General features: G+C 33.6%; 9 protein-coding genes. 7 read left to right on the forward strand and 2 right to left on the reverse strand.

Annotated features, from left to right (window positions below):
* The first annotated feature begins 10 nt into the window (after positions 1–10).
* The 3 genes from IRZ78_RS07445 (at position 11) to IRZ78_RS07455 (ending at position 5,955) form a co-directional block, all read left to right on the forward strand.
* The gene (locus IRZ78_RS07445) at positions 11–901 is read left to right on the forward strand and encodes a GLPGLI family protein (RefSeq protein WP_194615925.1); all 891 of its coding nucleotides are present in this window, start codon (positions 11–13) and stop codon (positions 899–901) included.
* A gap of 40 nt (positions 902–941) precedes the next feature.
* On the forward strand, positions 942–3,629 hold the full coding sequence (locus tag IRZ78_RS07450; protein ID WP_194615926.1) for a carboxypeptidase-like regulatory domain-containing protein: 2,688 nt from the start codon (positions 942–944) through the stop codon (positions 3,627–3,629).
* A gap of 91 nt (positions 3,630–3,720) precedes the next feature.
* Positions 3,721–5,955, forward strand: coding sequence for a hypothetical protein (locus tag IRZ78_RS07455; RefSeq protein ID WP_194615927.1), 2,235 nt, complete (start codon positions 3,721–3,723; stop codon positions 5,953–5,955).
* A gap of 62 nt (positions 5,956–6,017) precedes the next feature.
* Here IRZ78_RS07455 and IRZ78_RS07460 read toward each other — a convergent pair whose 3' ends face one another.
* The gene (locus IRZ78_RS07460) at positions 6,018–7,790 is read right to left on the reverse strand and encodes a DUF4153 domain-containing protein (protein ID WP_194615928.1); all 1,773 of its coding nucleotides are present in this window, start codon (positions 7,788–7,790) and stop codon (positions 6,018–6,020) included.
* A 180-nt stretch (positions 7,791–7,970) separates the two neighbouring features.
* Between IRZ78_RS07460 and IRZ78_RS07465 the strand changes: the two genes are divergently transcribed.
* On the forward strand, positions 7,971–9,437 hold the full coding sequence (locus IRZ78_RS07465) for a M28 family peptidase (RefSeq protein ID WP_194615929.1): 1,467 nt from the start codon (positions 7,971–7,973) through the stop codon (positions 9,435–9,437).
* A gap of 341 nt (positions 9,438–9,778) precedes the next feature.
* Here IRZ78_RS07465 and metK read toward each other — a convergent pair whose 3' ends face one another.
* Positions 9,779–11,029: a methionine adenosyltransferase gene (gene metK, locus IRZ78_RS07470; protein ID WP_194615930.1), complete on the reverse strand. Its 1,251-nt coding sequence runs from the start codon at positions 11,027–11,029 to the stop codon at positions 9,779–9,781.
* A 531-nt stretch (positions 11,030–11,560) separates the two neighbouring features.
* On the opposite strand from metK, the gene IRZ78_RS07475 reads away from it, so the two are divergent.
* From IRZ78_RS07475 to IRZ78_RS07485, 3 genes are all read left to right on the forward strand, one after another.
* Entirely contained in the window at positions 11,561–14,407 is a 2,847-nt protein-coding gene (locus tag IRZ78_RS07475) for a TonB-dependent receptor (RefSeq protein WP_194615931.1), read from the forward strand.
* 498 nt (positions 14,408–14,905) lie between these two features.
* Complete coding sequence (locus IRZ78_RS07480) at positions 14,906–15,100, forward strand: hypothetical protein (RefSeq protein ID WP_194615932.1); 195 nt, start codon at positions 14,906–14,908, stop codon at positions 15,098–15,100.
* Positions 15,101–15,213: 113 nt separating this feature from the next.
* Complete coding sequence (locus IRZ78_RS07485; RefSeq protein WP_194615933.1) at positions 15,214–16,518, forward strand: O-acetylhomoserine aminocarboxypropyltransferase/cysteine synthase family protein; 1,305 nt, start codon at positions 15,214–15,216, stop codon at positions 16,516–16,518.
* Positions 16,519–16,599 lie beyond the last annotated feature (81 nt).

Below are 16,599 nucleotides of genomic sequence, written 5' to 3' on the forward strand. Positions count from 1 at the left end.
ATAAAACACAATGAAAAAAGTATTCTATTATATGTCTTTCATATTCGCATTTACACAAATGCAGGCCCAAAAAGATTTTCAGGGAATGGCTGTTTATGAATCGAAAACGCAGCCGCCAAAATTTGAAGGCATGCGAGGGGGAAATCGTGATATCACGCCGGAAATGCAAAAGAGTATGGAAGAGCGTATGAAAAAAATGCTGGAAAAAACTTTTATTCTGAATTTTGATAAATCGGCTTCTATTTATAAAGAAGAAGAAAAACTCGAAGCTCCGGGACAACAAGGTGGTTTTCGTGTTATGGTGAGTTCGATGATGGGAGGCGGAGGCACTTTCTATAAAGATGTTAAAACAAAATCGTATACGGTAGATAAAGAATTTATGGGCAAGGAATTTCTGGTTATAGATTCACTGCCAAAACTAAATTGGAAATTGGAGCAGGAAACCAAACAAATTGGCGGGTACAATTGCTACAAAGCCACTGCGGTAAAAGAACCAAGTAAAACCGATTTTAGAAACTTTAGACCTAAAAAAAACGATGATAAAAAAGAGGAAGCTAAAAAAACTTCAGGACAAACTAAAACCAATTTCGAAGACAATTTTGAGTTGCCAAAAGAAATTGTTGTAACGGCTTGGTATACGCCTGAAATTCCTGTAAACCAAGGTCCTGAAAATTATTGGGGACTTCCTGGTTTAATTTTAGAAATAAATGACGGAACCACTACAATTTTATGTTCGAAAATTGTTTTGAATGCTAAAGACAAAGTGGATATCAAACCTTCTAAAAAAGGAAAAGTAGTCTCGCAGAAAGATTATGATGAAACAGTAGTTAAAAAAATGGAAGAATTTAGAGAAATGAATCGTGGTCGTTCAAGCGCACCGGCACAAACGATTGCAAGATAAGTCTTTATTCTATAAATATTTTATTCTAATCATCTCCTTAATGAACAAAACTCTTTTTATACTCGCCTTTTTATTTACTTCTTTATGTTTTTCTCAAAGTGTTCGTTTTGATGGTTTTATTCAGGATGAGCAAAAAAATCCGTTAGAAATGGCCAATATTATGGCGATTAATATGGCTACCAAAGCAATGGATTCTTACGGAATTACCAACGACAAAGGAAAGTTTCAACTTACATTGAAGCCTAATACTTCTTACGCTATTAAAGTAAGTTACCTGGGGATGAAATCGAAAGAGATTTCTATTGCAACGCAAAGTGCAAACATAGTTCAGAATATTATTATGGATGATGCCGGAATCGAGCTTAAAGGTGTTGAAATTGTACGCGAAATGCCGGTTTCTATAAAAGGAGATACCATTGTGTACAATGCAGATTCTTTTAAATCCGGAACCGAAAAAAAGCTGGAGGATGTATTGAAAAAACTTCCGGGAGTAGAGGTAAATGCCGATGGAGAAATTGAAGTAGAAGGTAAAAAAGTGAGTAAACTTATGGTCGAAGGCAAAGATTTTTTTGACGGAGACACCAAACTTGGCGTTAAAAATATTCCTGCCGACGCCATTGATAAAATTCAGGTTTTAAGGAATTATAATGAAGTTGGAGCTTTAAAAGGTCTGGGAAATGATCAGGATAATGTAGCGATGAATATTAAGCTGAAAGAAGGTAAAAAGAACTTTTGGTTTGGAGATGTAACGGCCGGAACCGGAGTGGGAGAATTGGATAGCCGTTATATCATTAATCCTAAATTATTTTATTACAGTCCTAAATACAGCATTAATGTAATTACCAATTTTAATAATATTGGTGAATTACCATTAACGGCTCAGGATTATTTTAAATTCACAGGAGGATTTAAAAACATGATGCAAAAGGGCGGAAGTAATTTTAATGTTTCGTCAAATGACTTAGGGATTTCTATTTTGAGAAACAACCGTGCGAAAGAAATTGAAACGAAATTTGGGGCGACAAACTTTGCTTATTCCATTACAAAAAAATGGAATATTAGCGGTTTTGGAATCTTATCGACTTCCAAAACAGATCTGGAAACCAAATCGCAAACGACAATTTTAGAATCGGGAGATGAACAAAAAAGAGATGAAGAAACGCATCAAAAAAATAATCTGGGACTTTTTAAACTAAGTTCGACGTATAAGCCAAATGATAAATTTCAGTTTGATTATGATATTTTAACGAAATTATCCAAGCAAAATGAAGATACCGATTTGTTGCGTGAATCCGTAGTGAATAAAGTTTCGACTTTAGAAACAATCCTTACCGGTAAAAAACAGGATCCAACATCTATAAAACAAGATCTGAGTTTGTACTATACACAAAGCGATAAAAATATTTTTGCTTTTGAAATGCAGCATTTGTATCAGGACGAAAATCCGTTTTACAACGCTAATTTACGTACACAGCCTTTTGATTTAGCGGGTTATACTTCTGGACAGCAAAGAAATGACCTGAATCAGGATCGATTTGTAAAAACCAATAAGCTAGATGCTAAACTGGATTACTATTATATGGTAACACCAAAAAGCAACATCAATATTACACTTGGAAATACATTCTCGTATCAGGATTTTAATTCGCATATTTTTCAAATGTTGGATAACGGAGACCGAAATGATTTAAATGCTCCCGATAACAACAATAAGGTAAACTATAATTTTAATGATGTATTTCTTGGATTTCATTATAAAATTCTGGCAGGAAAATTTACTTTGACTCCGGGAGTTAGCGTACACTCCTATAATATGAAAAACACGCAATTAGGAACGGATTATTCTCAAAATTTCATAAAAGTACTGCCTGATTTTTTTGCTCTGTATCAAATCAAAAAAGCAGAAACGCTAACCTATAATTTCTCTTTAACCAATGATTTTACAGATATTAATCAGTTGGCTGGGGGTTATGTTTTATCTGATTACAGTAGTTTGTTCCGCGGAAATCGTTTGTTAGAGAACGCAACTTCGCAGGTACATTCCGTACGTTATTTCAAATACAATATGTTCAATTTCGAGAACATTTTTGCTAATGCAACTTACACTAAAAAAGTAGATGCCATTAAAACGAGTGCAGATTTTACGGGTATTAACCAGTCATCATCACCTTATAATTCTAATTTGGCAGATGAAACTTTTAGCGGAATGGGAAATTACGGACGTTCGTTTTTAAAGAATTATAAAGCCTCTGTAAATGCGAGTTTCAATTGGTCTAAGTTCAATAATATTCAGAATAATGAGTTGGCTACTACAGAAAGTTTTAGTCAAAGTTATACCGTAAAAGCTTCAACAAATTATAAAAACTTACCCAATATTGAGTTTGGTTATAATGCCTTGATTAACAAATATAGCGGCTCAACGTATTATACAGATAAACCTTTTGCAAGATTAGATTATTATTTCCTGGATAGTTTTTCGTTTGTCTCAGAATATGAGTTTTACCATTATTACAATGGCAATAAATCAGTCGATAACGAATATGATTTTTTAAGTGCCAGTTTAATTTATCAAAAAAAGGATAGCAAATGGGAGTATAAATTGTCGGCTACCAACTTACTAAATACTAAATATCTTAATGATGACAGCTTCTCGCAGTTTTCTACAAGAGTGTCACAATATACAGTACAACCGCGTTATATTATCTTTTCGATGAAATATAATTTATAGTATTTTAATTACACTTCCTTATATTTTTGATGCTTTTTTTAAATAAGAAAGAAATATCTTTGTTTAAATAGTAACAACTAAAATTTTAAGCATGCGTAATTTTATATGGAGTTTCTTGGCTTTCTTTTGTTTAATTTCTGCTTCTTTTTCTCAAACAAAAAATATCGAAAAAGGATCTTATTTGTCCACTAATAAAGGACAGAAGATTAAGTTGAATTTATTAGAGGATAATAAATACGAATTGGTTTTTTATTCAGGCGATTATGAAGTTAAAGGCGATTCATTATTGTTTGTCCCTGGTACAAAATCAGAAAGTGCTTTTGATCTTGCCTTTAAAAATGATAAAAAAGCAAAAAAAGTTAAAGTAAAGTTCTCAGACGCTGTTTACTATTATTCGTTTTATATAGGTACACAAAAGGGACCAGAAGATATTCAGTATCAAAGATTATCCGATATTAGAGAAAAAGTAAATCCTGAAGGAGATAAACTTGATGTAGATTTTGAAATCGAACGTGCAGATTATTTGTATTTAGTTTATGAAGAATATGGAGGAAAAAGCAGAGTGTCTAAATTTGCTTTGCCAAAAGAAGTTTCAGAAATTGCAATAAAATACCAGCCTGAAGTTCTGGGGGATTTAAATATTAAAGGTTTTTTTGATCAAAAAACAAGTGAGTTGATGATCTCTGAACAGTCGGGAAAAGATCCGTTAGTATTTCGCAATGCAAAAGATAAACAGCCTGAAAAAGTTTCGAAAGTGATTCCGTTAGAGAATAAAATAATTTCAGATTGGAATTATCCCGGAAAAGAACCCTTAGTAAGTGAAGATTTTGGTTTAGCAACTGATTCAACAGCTGTAGCAGTAGATTCTTATGCTCCGGCATTTGATTTTAAATTAAAAATCGAAAACGACCTTAAAAGTGCTATTTCATCTAATAAAATTGCCAGGAATAAGTTTTTGGCAGTTGTAGTTGACAATAAAAATCCTTCGGCGAAAGCTGATTTTGATGCTGCTATAAAAGATCAGGAAAGCCAGATGAGTTATACAATGTATGATGCATACCATCCCGAATATGACTTATATAATTATTACCTGACAACAGAAAATGATAAAAAATGGCTAAAAAGCAATAAAATTACAGATTCTCCAAGCATTGTTATTTTGAATAATAATGGAGAGATTCTAGCCACTGCAAAATCTAATTTTAAGGATAAACAATATCAGTTTAATTATTATGACGGGCTTTATAAAAAATTGCAAAGAACAGATGGATTATTAGATTTTAATAAAACAATGAAAAATAAAAAAGCGAGTGATGCTGATTTGATTCAGGCTTTTAATAAGGTAGCAGTTCTCGAAATACCGTATGATTATGAAACGGATTATACTGTAACAACTGATGATAACGCTGCAGAATTTAAGTTTGCAAATGTAACCTTAGATAAAAAGGAAATTGCTCAGGTTTGGAAAAAGTTGATTGAAGCTCATCAAAAAGATACAAAACCGAATATGTATTTGGTAGAAACCATTTTGAAAGAAATAAAAAATCAGGGATTCTCGAAACAGTTTTTTAAAGATGACAAGGTTTTAAATGATACCGATTTTCTTGCAATAGATTATTTGATAAAACATTACGATGCTATTGATGCAGAACGTGCTGCTTTTACTGCCAAAGAAGGAGAAACGCATGTAATAGGAAGTTTAAATACTGAGATTGCGACAGCTTTACAGCAAAATACTTATGTTGTTGAAAACAATACTCCGGCAGCAAAAGGGGACAGCAAAACGATTTCAGTTTATAAAAAACTAATTGCCGCAGGAAAAGGGAACTTTGAATGTTATCAAAATTACTTTACTTATTTGGCTGAGGTACAAGATAGAGACGGCTCAAATACCAATTATTTAAAAGAATTTAGTACTTATTTTAATGCTAATCTCGCTGCAGATAAAGGAAGCGTTATCGAAAAACTAGATACAATGTTTACTTCGATCGATCCTAACTCTGAATATTCATATAATGGATGGAATGCTTTTAAGGAATACCATTCGAACTTGTGCAATGAAGCTTCATGGACAGTAGTTTCAAAACCTGGCAATACTGGTTTTATAAAGTCGGCAATTACATGGTCAGAATATAGTTTGGTGGTCAGTAAAAACAATCCTTACTATTTAGATACACTGGCACAGTTGTATTATAAAGACGGACAAAAAGAAAAAGCGATTACAACACAAACTCTCGCTGTTAAATATTTAACCGATTATGTAGAAGAAGAAACCGCTACAGACATTCGCGAAACATTATCTAAAATGCAAAACGGAACGTACTAAGTTTTGTTTTCAATTTCAAAATAAAAAACCCGACAAAGTTGAAAATCTTGTCGGGTTCTTTTTTATTTTTTAATGCCAACCATCACTTTAATCTGATAATTGCTTATGATTTTCTTTTCTTTTCCGATTTTACCATTCACACTAATATAGTTTAATGTAATCGTATATTTTGAATTTTCGATCTTTTGTATGACATTTTCATTTGTATTATTGTTTCTTCTAAAGACAGAATTCTTAGTAACAAAATCATTTATTTTTAAAGGAATAATGTCTTGATTAATTTGTAAATCCAGACCATAATCTGTCTTTTTTGATTTTATACTATATATTTTTCCATCTATTGAAGTACACTTATCGCAATTAAAATCATTATTATTAAATAGTGTAAATAAAAAATCCTGTCCATGAATGTTTTCTACTGTATTATCGTTATGTCCATAAAAATAATAATAGAAAGATCCATCGTTGTCATTTTTTCGATCATATGGAGATCGGTATTCAAATCCTAAGCTTTTCATGATTTCATAATCACTAGGAGATTTTTGTTTTTTAAGAAGCGCTTCAAGTTTGTCTTTAGCATAAGGAACCAAACTTTCTACACCATAATTATCTTCTAAAAAAGAAACGATACTACTTAAATCCTGTTCTTGTTCGAAAGTTAATTTTTGATTTGGTTTTTCCATATAAAATTCAAATCGGGATAACTGACTGTATTTTGAAATAGAATTAGCACTTTGCGGACCAACAATAGAAAACAGTCCGGCCAGACACATACTTATAGGAATGAACTTTATTTTTGGATGTTTTGAAATTAGAAAATACCCCACAACAATAGACAGCCATATTGATAATAATATAACATAATAACGTTCGTGCGTAAAGCCGTAAAGATTAATTCTATACAAAATCGCCCAAAATAGCAATCCCAATAACGGAATCAATAAGAAATAGAACCAACGACTAAAGGTTCTCATCCAGAGATTAGCAGTTTCAGTCGCAATGGGATGAATTAATAAAAAAGACAGAATTCCGAAAATGGCAAATACCAAAACAAGATAGGAAACCCAGCCTACAGGCAATGAAAGTGTGACAAGAATTTTAGCTTCATAACATATTAAAATAACCAGATAAAGACTTATTAGTGGTAGCAAAACATATTGAGTAAAGTTTTTAAGTCCTTTAGGATATTTTAAAACCAACGGATTTTGGCTGTTATTGGTTTCTGGAACACCGTTTAAAAAGAAAATAGTATTAAAGATTCCCGCAATAACAAAAAAGATATGAAGATAAATATGATCGTAAAATTCAACCTTAAACAATTTATCAATAGCTAATATAGCCAGCGCCAGACCGCAGTAAAGTACAATACTATACAATCCGGAAGTTAAAATTCGAAGAAAAAGCTGCTTGTTGAATTCCCAAAATTCATCCTGATTATAGGTTCTTGGTAGAAAACCGGCAAATGAAACCAACAAATGCAACGCAACGTTAAGCACTAAAAATTGCTGCATTTCTATTTCTGTAATTCGTTGATGAAAACCAAAAACAAAGAGTACAATTAATGCACCCAGAACGATACTGGTAACCAAACGCAGAATGGTACTCTTTTTTGCAGCGATAAAAAATAAACTCACAGAAAGAAATAAAACCAAACATAATGAACAGCTCATTAAAGCTTTTTGGTAAATTTCTTTGTTTGGATCCTGATAGTCTAGTTCATTAAGGATAATGGCAAAAATAGTTCCTGAAATCGCAGTTATGATTTCGAGTGGAAATCTAAGAATGGTATTTAGTGTTGCGTTTAGAACGTTTTGTAACGATGGAAGTCGGCTCATTTTTTAATCAGTTATTTTGTATAAAGTAAGCTAAATTGTAAGGGATAACCAAATAAAAATAATAATGCAAAAAAAATGTTCCTGTGATTTTATTGATTTAGCATTTCAGTACTATTTCAAATCCAAATAGCATTTTTTTTATCTATAAATTACTAAGTTTGAAATACTAAATTAAAACGTATGAAAAATAAAATGATACTCGTTTTGATTGCTTACGGAGGAGTAGTTTTTTCGCAGGCAATTAAAAAACCGCTAGTTTCAGCAATTACAGACAAAGACCTTAAAACTGATATGTACCAGATGGCTGGTGATCACTTTAATGGTCGTGAAGCAGGAACTCTTGATGAATTAAAGGTGTCGATGTGGCTGGCCAATAAAGCAAAAGAAGCAGGAATGGCCCCGGCAGGTGATGACGGAACTTATTTCCAGTTTTTTGATATGTACAGGCATCAGGTAACTCCTAATACAAAATTTAAAATTGGATCAAAAGAATATAAATTGTGGAAAGATGTTCTTGTTGCAGAAACTACCAATATAAAAGTAGATGCACCATTGGTATATTTAGGAGCCGCAACAAAAGAAGAGATTGAGAAAGCCGACGTAAAAGGAAAAGCAGTTGTTTTATTAGCTTCGAAAGAAGGAATTGCAGATGATATTTCGCTTTTTGACAGACGTTATCCGGGTCTTGTTCGAAATAAATATTATGAGCTTGTAGTAAAAAAGGGAGCATCGGCACTTATTTTGGTAGCAGATGCATTGGCCGAAGAAAGCTGGTCTCAGGTAGAACCACAAATGACAAGAGGTCTTTACGGAATTGAAGGAGTTCGCGATAAAATTGGATCAACAATGCCGGTTTTCTGGGTGCATAATGATCAGTTAGCCTATTTAAAAACAACAAAAGATCTTTTGTCTACAGAAGTAATTTCTGAAACCTATAAATATCCATCAGTAAATGTCGTTGGAATAGTAGAGGGAACAGATCCTAAATTAAAAAAGGAATATGTTCTTTTTAGCGGACATCAGGATCATGATGGTGTAAGACAAAAATACGGTAAGGATTCTATTTATAACGGTGCTGATGATAATGCAAGTACTTGCGTAGCAATGCTGGCTATTGCAAGAGCTTACAAAAAACAACCGGGAAAAAGAACATCTCTGTTTGTGTTTCACGGTGCAGAAGAACGCGGATTGTTAGGGTCAAGATGGTATGCAGCGCACCCAACAGTTCCGGAAAAAGATATTATTGCAGTATTAAACGGAGATATGATTGGTAGAAATAACGTAAATCAGGCCGCTCTTTTAGGTTCGAGTTCTCCTCATGAAAACTCATCAGATTTGGTTGCAATTGCCAAAAAAGCAAATGATGAAGGGCCTAAATTCGATTTGGATAAACTTTGGGACAGACCGGAACATCCTGAATATTTTTATTTCCGTTCAGACCATTTGCCTTATGCAAAAAGAGGAATTCCATCTGTTTTCTATACCAGTGTTTTGCACAGCCAGTACCACACACCAATGGATGAATCTGAAAACATTGATTTCGTGAAGTTGCATAAAATGACCGAATGGATGTACCGCACAGGATGGATTTTATCTAACGATGCTTCTCGTCCTAAAACATTACCTAATGTACAATTAGAGCGATAAATTCTGTTTTATTTGTATTGAAATTAAGACGCAGATAAAATGGATTCGCTACCGCGAAAACGCAGATTTGTAGTCTCTAAAAATAAAAAGGCTTTCTTAAAACTTTCAGAAAGCCTTTTTTATGCATACTTTTTAAATTGGATTATAATAACCGGTAATTTTTTTATTTCTATCAAAGAAAATAAACTAGGAAAAAAATCCGTTTTTATCCGCGACTTTACGAAGTAAATCCGTTTTATCCGCGTCGAATTTAGCTACAGATAAAAACTAACAAAAAATAAAAGAGGCTGTCTAAAAAATGAATAGACAGCCTCTTTTTATATGTAAAATTTAAGATTGAATTACAATCCAAATTCAGCTTTTACTTTGTCAACGAAATCAAGTTTTTCCCATGTAAATAACTCAACAGTAACTGTTTTTACATTTCCTCCCGGAGCAGAAAAAGTTTTAGTTACTACTTCTGGTTTACGTCCCATGTGTCCGTAAGCAGCAGTTTCGCTATAAATAGGGTTTCTTAATTTCAAACGTTGCTCGATAAAGTAAGGACGCATATCAAAGATAGCTTCTACTTTTTTAGCAATTTCACCGTTAGTTAAGTTTACTTTAGAAGTTCCGTAAGTATCAATAAAGATTCCCATTGGTTCAGCAACTCCAATTGCATAAGAAACCTGTACTAAGATTTCGTCAGCAACACCTGCAGCCACTAAGTTTTTAGCGATATGACGTGTAGCATAAGCAGCACTTCTGTCTACTTTACTTGGATCTTTTCCAGAGAATGCACCACCACCGTGAGCACCTTTACCACCGTAAGTATCTACAATGATTTTTCTTCCTGTTAAACCAGTATCTCCGTGAGGTCCTCCAATAACGAATTTTCCTGTTGGGTTAATATGGTAGTTGATTTTATCATTGAATAAATGCGCGTGTGTTGGATTTTTTGCAATGATTCTTGGAATCAAAATTTCGATGATATCTTTCTTGATTTTAGCCAACATTGTAGCCTCTTCATCAAAATCATCGTGTTGAGTCGAGATTACAATCGCATCAATACGAGTTGGTTTGTTATCATCGCTATATTCTAAAGTTACCTGCGATTTTGCATCAGGACGTAAATAAGTGATTTCGTTATTCTCACGTCTTAAAATTGCTAATTCCTGTAATAATTTATGAGATAAATCAAGTGCTAATGGCATGTAGTTTTCAGTTTCGTTAGTTGCGTAACCAAACATCATTCCCTGGTCTCCTGCACCTTGCTCTTCTGGCTTAGCTCTGTCAACCCCTTGATTAATATCTGCTGATTGCTCATGAATTGCTGAAAGAATTCCACAAGAATTAGCCTCAAACATATACTCGCTTTTTGTATATCCAATTTTACGGATTACATCACGGGCAATTTGCTGCACATCAAGATAAGTATTCGATTTTACTTCACCAGCTAAAATTACCTGACCTGTAGTAACAAGAGTTTCGCAAGCTACTTTTGAGTCAGCATCAAATGCCAAAAAGTTATCAATTAATGCATCCGAAATTTGATCTGCAACTTTGTCTGGATGCCCTTCACTAACAGATTCTGACGTAAATAAATAAGCCATAATAATTTATTAAATTAAAATTAAGTGAGGAAAAAAATTGCTTAAAAAGGGCTAAAGGAGATAGTCTGCTTTAGCATTTTTTAATGCCGAAATTTATCTTTCAGCATTCATAACGAACCGTTTCATTATGAAGAGGTTGCAATCAGTTCAAATTTTTCCTCCGTATTCGGGTGCAAAAGTACAAAACCATTTTGATTTGCAAATTAAAGTTCAACTTTTTTTATTTTTTATACCATAAATTTAACAGTAATATACTAATTTGATAGGGTAATAGAAAATATTTTAGTTTTTGTTTGGCTGATTAAAAAATAGTTTGCAAATTTGCCTCACGAAAATTAAAGAAAATGAAATTTACAGTTTGCAATATGATGTCTTGTAAGATGCCGGAGTTCTCCGCAGAGACGCTATTGTAATTTTTTTTCAAAAATATAAATAGAAACCTCTGCAGACCGCAGAGGTTTTTTTTTGTCTCGATAAAAAATAACTGCAAATACTTTTTAAGCCAAAACCACTAAATTAATCTTAAAAGCAATGAAAAAAAATGTACTAATCGTTTTAGGTCTGCTCACGTTTTCAGGTGTTTATGCTCAGGAAAATAAAAAAGAACAGGATAGCCTGAAAAATAATGAGCTATCTGAAGTAACAATAGTAGGATCGAGGAGTAAAAACAGAGTAAAAACTGATGTTCCTGTTCCTGTAGATGTTTTTAATATTTCAGACATTACAAAAGGTTCACCGCAAACAAGCGTTACTCAGATTTTAAATTACGTTGCACCTTCTTTTACCAGTAATGCGACTTCTACCGCAGATGCTACAGATCACGTCGATCCGGCACAATTAAGAGGTTTAGGTCCTGACCAGGTTTTAATATTAGTAAACGGTAAACGCAGACATTCAAGCGCATTGGTAAACATAAACGGATCTCCGGGAAGAGGATCTGTTGGAACAGATTTGAATGCAATCCCGTCATTCGCTATCGAAAGAATCGAAGTTTTACGTGATGGTGCAGCAGCCCAATACGGTTCAGATGCTATCGCCGGAGTTATTAATATTGTGCTGAAAAAGAATGCTAATTTTATCTCAGGAGGTATTCAATATGGTACCAATTTATCTTCCGGGTCTAATAATTTCAAAGGCGGAGCTGATGGACAAACCGTACAGGCAGATTTGAATTACGGAACCTCTTTAGGTAAAGAAGGAAGTTTCCTGAATATTACCGGAAGCGCTGTAACCAGACAAGCAACAAGCAGAGCGGGAATTAGAAACGGTACTATTTTTAATGCTTACAATGCAATAGAAAACAGAGCTGCTCAAAATGGTGTTGCTGTCAATTCTTTGTTTAGCAATATTAATAACACGCCAAATACGTCGCAAATTCTTAGCACATTGCAGCAATATGCTCCACAAGTAAGTTATTTTACGCCGGCACAACAAACCGCAATTTCTTCTGCAACAACACTTACGCAAATGCAAAATGCTTTGAATTTTGATGTTACTAATAATGAACTTGCTTACAGAGGTCAGGAAAGAAGTGATTATAATATGAGTGTTGGTCAGTCAGAACTGGCTTCAGGACAATTATATTATAATACCAAATATCCGCTGTCTGATATTACATCTTTATATTCTTTTGGTGGGCTTTCGTATAGAAATGGTAAATCGTATGCTTTCAATAGATTGCCAAATGGTTTCAGTACTTTCACGCAAGTGTATCAAAACGGATTTTTACCAGAAATAGAATCGTCTATAGTAGATGCTTCGGCAGCGCTTGGAGTTACTACCAATATATTAGGTTTTGATACCGATTTAAGTACGAATTTAGGAACAAACTCTTTTCAATATGATGTAAATAATACGATTAATGCTACTTTAGGAGTAAATTCCCCATCTAGTTTTGATGCAGGTAAAGTTTCATTTTTACAAAGTACAACCAATTTAGATTTCAGTAAAAAATTAGATGTTCTGGAAGGATTGAACGTTGCTTTTGGTGCAGAATTCAGATATGAAAACTATCAGATCAAGGCAGGAGAAGAAGCTTCTTATGGATTATATGATACAAACGGAAACATAGTTCCGGGAATTTTACCAAGTAATTCACCATTAATTGTAACAGATTTTTACGGTAATAAACGTGGAGCAGGAGCACAGGGATTCTCAGGATTTCAACCTTCTGATGCTAAAGAAAAAGACAGAAAAAGTGGTGCCGCTTATCTTGATTTAGAATTGAATGCTACTAAAAACTGGCTTTTGAACGGAGCTGTTCGTTATGAAAACTATTCAGATTTTGGAAGCACGGTGATTTTTAAACTAGCTTCTCTTTTAAAAATAAACGACAATATCAACTGGAGAATTTCAGGTCAAACTGGTTTTAGAGCGCCATCATTGCAGCAAAAATATTTTGAATCAAGTTCTACTCAGTTTATAAACGGGGCGCCTTATCAGGTAGGTTATTTTACAAATGATTCTCAGGCAGCAAAAAGTATTGGGGTTGAAAGCCTAAAACCTGAAAAATCTAAAAGCATCAGTACAGGATTTACATTCAAAATTCCTGAAGCAAATATTACGATTGCAACAGATGCCTATTTTACGAGAATCGACGACAGAGTGGTGCTAACAGGACAATATGCAAGACCAACAGATGCGCAAATTACTGCAGCAACATCTCCTGCACAAAAAGATGCATTGACATTGTTTCAACAGGCATTTGACTTAAAAGGTGTTGAAAGAGCTTCATTCTGGACAAACGGAATTGACTCTGAAACAAAAGGTATAGATGTGGTAATTTCTCAAAAATATGATGTAATCCAGGATTTTACCATTAGAAACGATTTTGCTTTAAGTTATAATACAACAAAAAGAGTAGGAAAATTAAATGTTCCTCAATCTATTATTGATGCAGGTGGAGATCCTTATGTTTATTCATTTTTCCCGGAATCAAGTCGTATTTATTTAGAAGAAGCGATTCCTAAATTAAAAGCGAATTTGATGACGACTTTTAGTATCAAAAAACTGGATATTTATCTGAGAAACAGTTATTTCGGAAAAGTGACTGACCCGGGAGCTACAGATGTAAATTTAGACGGATCATCATCAGTTTACGAGCATCCTGAATACAGTGCAAAAATTGTTACCGATTTATCTTTAGGATATCAAATCAATGAGAAATTCAGATTTACAATTGGTCTTAATAATATAGGAGATGTTTATCCGGACAGAAACAATCCTTCAACGCCGGCCTTTACCAATACAACGCCAACATTGTCTCCTGCGCCAAGCACAGATTTAACAAACGCAAATCAGTTTGCTTATTCAAGAGCAGTATCACAATTTGGATTGAACGGAAGATTTGGTTTTGCCAGACTAAGTTTTAAATTCTAAAAATATAAGATTGACCCACGGGTTTTGCGGATTAAACGGATTAACGCAGATTTTTTAATCATTTTAATCCTTTATACTGATAGCTATGGGAGTGGCTAAATTTTTAAGTATTGAGAAAATAAAAACATTCCGCGTTAACCAGTTCCAATCCGTACAATCCGCGGGCTAATTTTTTTTACAGATGAATACCAGTGTTTAAAGGGCTTCATAAAAAATTAATGTTAATTGTCAAAATTTAATTTGGTAGATCTAAAAATAGTTTATATATTTACTCTATCGAATTAGTCGAGTTTAAAAAAGCAATTAATTTTTAAATAAAATAAAATGAAAACAATAGCGAATAATATGATGATATGTTGTGAGATGATGCAAATGTGCATCCCAAATCGCTGTTGCCAAAAGTGAAAGATAAAATCTTTGTTATAGTTAGAACTATAAGCCCTTTTGGTAGCCATCCGAAAGGGCTTTTTTCATTTCAACACTTTTAAATTTTATATTATGAAAACATTAAACTCCATTGCAGTAGAATATTTATTGAGAAACGATTCTCAAAAAAGCAATAATAAATCCGAAGACATAACAAGAGAAGTTACAAGACTAAATGCAGAGCAGGCTGTTATAAAAAGTCAAAAATCATTACTGCTCTTAATGTATAACCTTGAAGAAGAAGGAGAAGATTTTTTTCTACAATAAGTAACAATAACAATTTCAAAAATCAATTTTAATTGCAATTTCAAATAACAATATTGGAAATCAATTTCAATAACAATATATATAGTATTAACAATATCTAAAAAACTAAGATCATGAGCACACAAAAATTCGCAACAAACGCACTACACGCAGGACACGATGTTACTAAAAATGCAGGAACCAGAGCAGTGCCTATTTACCAGACATCATCATATGTATTTAACGATTCGGATCACGCAGCCAATTTATTTGGTCTTGCCGAAGCCGGATTTATTTACACGAGATTAAATAACCCAACAAATGATATTTTAGAACAACGTCTTGCGGCACTTGAAGGCGGAATTGGAGCTGTCGTTACAGCATCCGGAGCATCGGCAATTTCTACAGCATTATTGACTTTGCTAAAAGCGGGCGATCATATTGTGGCTTCGAATAGTTTATACGGAGGAACTTATAATTTGCTAAGTGTAACCTTACCCCGTTTAGGAATTACAACCACTTTTGTAGATCCTTCTCAACCGGAAAATTTTACAAAAGCAGCCAAAGAAAATACAAGAGCCTTTTTTGTAGAATCTTTAGGTAATCCAAAATTGGATGTATTAGACCTGAAAGGAATTTCGGCGGAAGCCAAAAACTTTAAAGTGCCTTTTATTGTAGACAATACAGTTGCTACTCCTTATTTATTAAACCCAATTGAATATGGAGCAGATATTGTAATTCACTCTTTAACCAAATATATTTCAGGAAACGGAACTTCTTTAGGAGGAGTTATTATCGATGCAGGAAAATTTGACTGGTCGAACGGAAAATTCCCTGAATTTACAGAACCTTCTGCAGGATATCACGGTTTAGTGTATCATCAAGCTTTAGGAAATGCCGCTTTTATTGCAAAAGCAAGAATCGAAGGTTTACGTGATTTTGGTGCAGCTTTGAGTCCGTTTAATGCTTTTCAGATTATTCAGGGATTAGAAACATTACCAATCCGAATCAAGAAACATAGCGAAAATGCTTTGGCTTTGGCCTCTTGGTTAGAAAAACAAGATGAGGTGGTTTGGGTAAATTATCCAGGTCTTAAAAACAACAAATATTATGACTTAGCACAGCAATATTTACCAAAAGGACAAAGTGGAGTAATCACTTTTGGACTAAAAGGTGGTTTTGATGCCGCTAAAAAAGTAGTCGATCAGACTAAGTTGTTCTCGCTTTTGGCCAATATTGGTGATACAAAATCACTGATTATTCACCCGGCAAGTACAACACATCAGCAATTGTCTGATGCTGACCAATTAGAAACGGGAGTTTCAAAAGATTTAGTTCGACTTTCTGTCGGAATTGAAGATATCGAGGATTTAATAGCTGATTTGCAGGCTGCTTTCGCAAGCGTTACCCAATCGCAATACAGTATTAATAAAAATTAGGTTTTTTTGTTTTTTGTTTGAAAAATTGCCTTTAGTAGCGTGAGTTCTGCTAGAGGTGATTTTTTATAAAAGAAATTCAAT

It is taken from the genome of Flavobacterium sp. CSZ (assembly GCF_015350725.1).
GTDB lineage: Bacteria > Bacteroidota > Bacteroidia > Flavobacteriales > Flavobacteriaceae > Flavobacterium.

Coding starts and splice junctions, on each gene's coding strand:
- IRZ78_RS07445 (WP_194615925.1), top strand. CDS start 11: ATGAAAAAAGTATTCTATTATATGTCTTTCATATTCGCATTTACACAA.
- IRZ78_RS07450 (WP_194615926.1), top strand. CDS start 942: ATGAACAAAACTCTTTTTATACTCGCCTTTTTATTTACTTCTTTATGT.
- IRZ78_RS07455 (WP_194615927.1), top strand. CDS start 3,721: ATGCGTAATTTTATATGGAGTTTCTTGGCTTTCTTTTGTTTAATTTCT.
- IRZ78_RS07460 (WP_194615928.1), bottom strand. CDS start 7,790: ATGAGCCGACTTCCATCGTTACAAAACGTTCTAAACGCAACACTAAAT.
- IRZ78_RS07465 (WP_194615929.1), top strand. CDS start 7,971: ATGAAAAATAAAATGATACTCGTTTTGATTGCTTACGGAGGAGTAGTT.
- metK (WP_194615930.1), bottom strand. CDS start 11,029: ATGGCTTATTTATTTACGTCAGAATCTGTTAGTGAAGGGCATCCAGAC.
- IRZ78_RS07475 (WP_194615931.1), top strand. CDS start 11,561: ATGAAAAAAAATGTACTAATCGTTTTAGGTCTGCTCACGTTTTCAGGT.
- IRZ78_RS07480 (WP_194615932.1), top strand. CDS start 14,906: ATGAAAACATTAAACTCCATTGCAGTAGAATATTTATTGAGAAACGAT.
- IRZ78_RS07485 (WP_194615933.1), top strand. CDS start 15,214: ATGAGCACACAAAAATTCGCAACAAACGCACTACACGCAGGACACGAT.